General features: G+C 37.8%; 5 protein-coding genes and 1 pseudogene. All 6 read right to left on the bottom strand.

Annotated features, from left to right (window positions below; translation table 11 throughout):
* Positions 1–114: 114 nt before the first annotated feature.
* Positions 115–450 carry a hypothetical protein gene (locus tag F6K27_RS32180; RefSeq protein WP_287279946.1) on the bottom strand — a complete coding sequence of 112 codons (336 nt, stop codon included), beginning with the start codon at positions 448–450 and terminating at the stop codon, positions 115–117.
* On the bottom strand, positions 386–2980 hold the full coding sequence (locus F6K27_RS32175) for a beta-ketoacyl synthase N-terminal-like domain-containing protein (protein ID WP_287279944.1): 2595 nt from the start codon (positions 2978–2980) through the stop codon (positions 386–388). The genes F6K27_RS32180 and F6K27_RS32175 overlap by 65 nt, the downstream gene beginning before the upstream one ends.
* Positions 2965–3093 (bottom strand): hypothetical protein, encoded by a 129-nt coding sequence (locus tag F6K27_RS32170; protein WP_287284072.1) that lies wholly within the window; start codon positions 3091–3093, stop codon positions 2965–2967. Before F6K27_RS32170 ends, F6K27_RS32175 begins: the two co-directional genes overlap by 16 nt.
* Before the next feature lie 104 nt (positions 3094–3197).
* The gene (locus tag F6K27_RS32165) at positions 3198–4883 is read right to left on the bottom strand and encodes a beta-ketoacyl reductase (protein WP_287279942.1); all 1686 of its coding nucleotides are present in this window, start codon (positions 4881–4883) and stop codon (positions 3198–3200) included.
* A gap of 225 nt (positions 4884–5108) precedes the next feature.
* Positions 5109–5534 (bottom strand): hypothetical protein, encoded by a 426-nt coding sequence (locus tag F6K27_RS32160; protein WP_287284069.1) that lies wholly within the window; start codon positions 5532–5534, stop codon positions 5109–5111.
* Positions 5535–5646: 112 nt separating this feature from the next.
* A pseudogene (locus F6K27_RS32155) lies at positions 5647–5773 on the bottom strand (IS1 family transposase); the annotation flags it as partial.

Below are 5773 nucleotides of genomic sequence, written 5' to 3'. Positions count from 1 at the left end.
GTAAACAATTTCAAGCTATAAACTGTAAATTATCAATACCATTACAGACATCCTTAAAACTTTAAGGTTTAGCGATCGCCTAATTTATGAAAAATACAGCTCATACAGTTACTTTTATATTACATTGCAAATATCTATGTAACATGTAAAGATGCCAGCGCTCATTGCTATAGATGTTTTAGAAGTCGCTTGAACTGTTTCCTGCCAGTCTGCGAAAAATGGCGATTGTTCTACTCTTTCTTGCCACGCTGACCAGTCAATGGGTATTACCCCAACTTCTACATCTGATATATTGTCTTCACAACCAGCAGTAGTCCTCATTAGTAGTTCTAAGGACTCTAATACTTGAGTTGGAGAGATAGTACCCATACCCTGCTGATACGCCCTAACATCTGCACCCCTTTCTGCTGCTTCCCCTACTTGAGAAACTGCACCCCAATGAATGCTCAATCCCGGCAATCCTAGTAGTTAGACTCAATAATGGATAGTCTGGTCGTAATTCATAATCTTGGAATTTCCACCATCCTTCTAATAGTCCGAAAATTAAATCCACCCATCTTTGACGAATTGTTGTTTCTACCAAGACAAACATACCTCCTGGTGCTAACAGTTTCTGCACATGAGATAATGTTTGCTTCATATTTGCAGTCGCATGAACTACATTTGCAGCAATAATTATATCGTACTGATGAGATTCAAACCCTTGGGTTACTGGGTCTGCTTCTATATCCAAAATTTTGTAGTTGACAAATGAATAATCCTGGAATTTTTCTTGAGCTTTAGTCGTGAATAATGTTCCGATATCGGTAAACACATATTCTGTTTGGTTCGGATTTAGATGAGGTAAAATATAGCTAGTTGTGCCTCCTGTTCCTGCTCCTATTTCTAATAACCTTATCCCTTGGTTTTGAGGAAATTGATCGATACTTTTGGTGATGACTTTTTGCACGATCGCGTTCATCACTCTAGCTACGGTTGATTCTTGATACAGTTGAGTTGCGCCAGTTAAATCTCCTTGAGGAAATACCAATTGCACTGGATCGATGGCTCCTCGTAATACTCCACTTAGTTGACTACCACAACGATTGAGAAGTGTCAAGACTGCTGCTTCATCGGAATATTGACTTAGTAAAGTCTGGCTTTTTTCACCAGGATTAACTTGAACCAAGTTTTGTACCACCTGCCACTGTTGTTTATTTGACTGGAGTATTCCTACTTCTGCTAATATCTGTAGCAGACGATTGAACAGTCTTTGCTGCGTTGGAACTATCCCTAGACGTTGAATCGCCATATCACTAGAGAAGCTTTCTCCTGGTTTGTATGACCAACCCATTTCTCCCAATGCTTGCACTACATATTCTAGACTCAATTCTTCTAAACTGGTTTCGATTTGCTTTGCTCTATCATTCTCTAAGAGAGTTACTAATTCTTTCAGCTCCGGAGTTGATTTTTGCTGAATTTCTACTGGTGTCCGCAGGAAATTATGAGGTAGCTGCTTACCAAAACGACTTTTGTTTCTCCATTCTACTTTATATAGCCAATCAGTAATTGATTCTACTTCAGTTCCCAGTAATGTCTCTTGAGTAGTAAGTTTTAATCGTAAACTTTTAATTGTAGCAATTATTTCTCCTTCTAGACTCGCTAGGGTCACTTGAGTTGTTAAATTTCCTTCACTTTCTCCCTTTGGTTGAGTGACTGAAGCGTATGCAAATAGGGAATTTCCAGGATGACTATATACTTCTAATTGCTCTATTTCTACTGGTAGATAAGTTTGGTTACTATTTGTTTCTGGCAGTGCATGAAAAATTACCTGCAAAGCTGCATCTAATAATGCAGGATGGAAATGATAGTCTTTTATGTCCGCTGCTAATTCTTGGGGAAGTTCAATCTTAGCGATCGCTTGCTCTGCACCTGACCACAATTGTTTAACACCTTGGAAATTGCTTCCATAGTCAATCCCTATTTGATGAAATTTTTGATAATGTTGTTCAATTTCTATAGTTTGGCTACACTCAGTCTGATACTTTTCTAGTTCTGCTTTTGTTTGAATTGTATCTTTTTGGTTTAAGCTGATTTTTCCTGTGACATGGAGTATCCACTCTTGTTCTTCTTCATTCTGCTCTTCTTGTTGAGTATATATTTGGAATTGGTAGCTTTTGCTGTCTAACAATGTGAGTATGGTTTGAACTGAAACCAATTTCTCTGTTGGTAAAATTAAACCCTTGCTGATAACTACATCTTCTACCAATATTCTTGGAGTTTTTAATCGGTAATTTCCTGCTGCTAGAGCCATTTCTAGGTAAGCTGTTAAGGGAAATAATGCTTGATTAAATACTCTGTGATGACTGAGGTAGGTTGGTGAATATTCTCCTAATAATGATTCAAAACGATATTGATTTTCTAAACCTGCTAGCTGTTGCTTTTGACCAAGTAAAGGATGCAATACTTTTGAGGTTGACAAATACTGTTTTTTCTGATGTGTATTTTCTTCAATCCAATTATGACAAGCTAGGTGGGCAGCAACTAGAGAACTTGAACAAGAAGTATCTAACTGTATATTAGACCCTTGCAAACCAAGTATATGAGAAATACGACCGACTCCCACACTTCGACCACTACCTAGAGAAAAACTCCCCAAAGAAGATTTATTTTGATGCTTTGTATTCAGTTCTGCATAATCATCCGTGGAGATTCCCATGAATACACTTGTCTTACTATTCTTGAGATTTTTCCATGTTTGTCCTGCATTTTCCAATGCTTCCCATGTCACCTCCAAGAGTAATCTGTGCTGAGGGTCTAAATTTACTGCTTCCCGAGGGGAAATACCAAAAAATAAGGGGTCAAACTGGTCTACTTGCTCAATAAATCCACACTTTTTGGTGTATGTTTTTCCCGGAACGTCTGGATTAGGATCGTAATAAGCATTAACATCCCAACGTTGAGGTGGAACTTCTGTAATAGCATCTATTCCATCATGCAATAAGCTCCAATATTTAGATGGATCGCTAGCTCCACCAGGAAACCGACAAGCCTACCTACAATAGCTATTGGTTCTGTTTTCGCATTGTTGACTGCTTCTAGCCTATTGCGCATTTCCTTGAGAGCTTGAAGCACTTCTTTAGATGAGAAGTTTTGTTGTTTTTTTTGTCTATTTCGCTCACTCTAATTTTCCTCCTTTAGCAAGTTCTGTATCTCTTCTAATTCATTAGCGATCGCATCATCAATTTCCCCTCTTCTTGGATTTCCATCTGAGGAGAAGTTATGTTTTGACTCTCTTTAATATCAACTTTTTGACTTTGCTCCTCCGGTAAAATTTCTTTGATTAAGTATTCTGCTAAGTCTTGAATATTAGAAGTCTTAAACAATGTAGTTGTATTAATAGAACAACCCAAACTAGAACTCAATAGATTTCTCAGTTCCACAGCAATCAATGAATCCATTCCCAGACTAAAGAACCCTAACTCTGGATTGGGAAGTTGAGACTGAGACATTCCTAGTAGTTTAGCTATTTTTCTTTGCAGAAAATCAATCAGAATTTGGAGGCGATAGCTATCAACTGCTGCTGCTAGTTGTACCAATATTTCTTCACTATTGGCAGTTTCTTTTTGCAGTTTACTGGAAGCAAAAGCCTCTAAAAATGGTATATTGACTCCACTAGGTAATTGTTCCCAAAAATGCGACCAATTTATAGGACATACTCCTACCTGATTAACTGACTGTGGCAACAACTCTCCTAATATCTGTAATCCTTGCTCTGGAGCTATAATACCCATTCCAGTTGTGCGTAACCGACTTTGATGTTGACTTGTTAAACGAGCTGCCATCCCCCCTCGTTCCCAAGCTCCCCAGTTAATGGTTAATCCTGGTAATCCCATATTCCGGCGATGGTAAGCTAAAGCATCCATAAAAGCATTTGCCGCAGCATAATTTCCTTGACCTGATGAACCTAGTAAGGATGCGATGGAGGAAAAACAAACAAAAAAGTCTAGAGGTAGTTTTTGAGTTAACTGATGCAAATGCCAAGCACCCTCTAATTTTGGAGCCATAACTTTCCTGAAACGCTCCCAGCTCATCTGCTGTAAAACACCATCATCTAAAACTCCTGCTGCATGAATCACCCCTCGTAATGATGGTTGAGATTCCTGAATCTGCTTGAGGATGCTTACAACATCTTGTTCCTCAGATATATCTCCTAATATGACTGATATTTTTGCTCCTGTTTGCTCTAACTTCTGAATAGTTTCCTGAGCTGTTTCTGAGGGAGGACGACGTCCAGTTAATACTATATGTTGCGCTCCCTGTTTCACCATCCATTGAGCTACTTCCAATCCCAAAGCTCCCAAACCACCAGTCACTAAGTAACTGCCTTGTGTATTAAACTTTATCTTTTGTTCTTGCTCTAAAATTGCGTTCTGCGCTGGCGAAACCTGGTTGAGAGACCGCCTTACCAATCTAGCAACATAACGTACTCCACCACGAATTGCTATTTGATCTTCATCATCAGGATTTAATACAGAGTTGCCTAATACTTCTAATGTTTCTGAACTGTTCCAAGTTTTGCCTAAATCAATGCGCTTACATTTTAGCTCTGGATGTTCTAGTGCTATTACCCTACTCAAACCCCACACAGGTGCTTGCTGTACTTCCAAATTATTTTCAGAATCTGCTACTTGTTGCGTTCCTTGAGTTACTAAGAATAAAGGTGCTATTGTTCGAGAGTCCGATACCATTGCTTGGACTAAATGGAGTATGCTTGCACAACCTAGTTCTTGAGCAGTTTTTAACTCTTCTTTTGAAGTACTCATACTCCACAGATGAACTACTCCTTCTAAAGTATTTTGAGTAGTCAACAACTCTGTTAGTAGTTGTTTGAAATCTTGCACATTGGTGGGGTTTAATTGATAGTCTTGTTCGTTTAACTACTTGTAACTAGATCCTGGATTTACTATTACACAATTTCGATTTTTTCCCTCTATAACTGCTTTTAAATTTTGCGTTTTCTCATCGGCAAATATTAGCCAAGTGCCTTCTTTTTATTCTGGCAAAATTGATTTATGTTCGTTCTTAACTTCCCATTTTAGTTCGTATATCCATTGTTTAACTTCTACTTATGAATAAGATAAAAGTCGTTCCAATATTTCTTGGTTCAACTGATAAATTTGCTCTTGTGGTAGATATTCCTGTTTATTTGCCGTCAGTAATACATAACTTGCTAATCCTTTTCTTAGCAATTTTCCTAACTGATTGTAAGATTGGAAAGCCGATTTTATATTCTCATCATAACTTTTTTGATATAATTCATTGAGATTTTCTTCAAAATCTGCATCATACAAATAATTTGCTACTTCCTGACTGACATCTATAGCACCAATCAGTTGTAAATTATTTGGTGATAGTTCCTCTACCCAATGCTGTTTAGTCATAAAGTAAGAAGAAGTTTCTTCATGGTCAATATCAAAATCTCCATTGGCAATAAAATCTGCCATTACTAATAACCCTTCTGACTGAAGATGCCTAATAATATTAGAAAACAACAATGATTTTTGCTTAATATGATGAGCAACTTCAAATCCAAATACTAAATTATAGCGATCGGGAAATTCATCTTTGGAGCTATCTCGGTTGAAAATCTCAATTTGCTGCTGCAGAGGCAGCTCTCACCAAGCTCACTACTGTATTATAGGATAGATTTACTGTACGGCTAATTCCTCTTAAACTACTACCCTCAACATCAGCTTGCAGAACTATACGCATTTTTTCTGGTTCAATTTGC

Source organism: Okeania sp. SIO2F5, from assembly GCF_010692685.1.
GTDB classification, from domain to species: Bacteria; Cyanobacteriota; Cyanobacteriia; order Cyanobacteriales; family Microcoleaceae; genus Okeania; species Okeania hirsuta.
The sequence above is the reverse complement of the archived record's forward strand: the minus strand, read 5'-3'. Positions and strand labels throughout refer to the sequence as shown.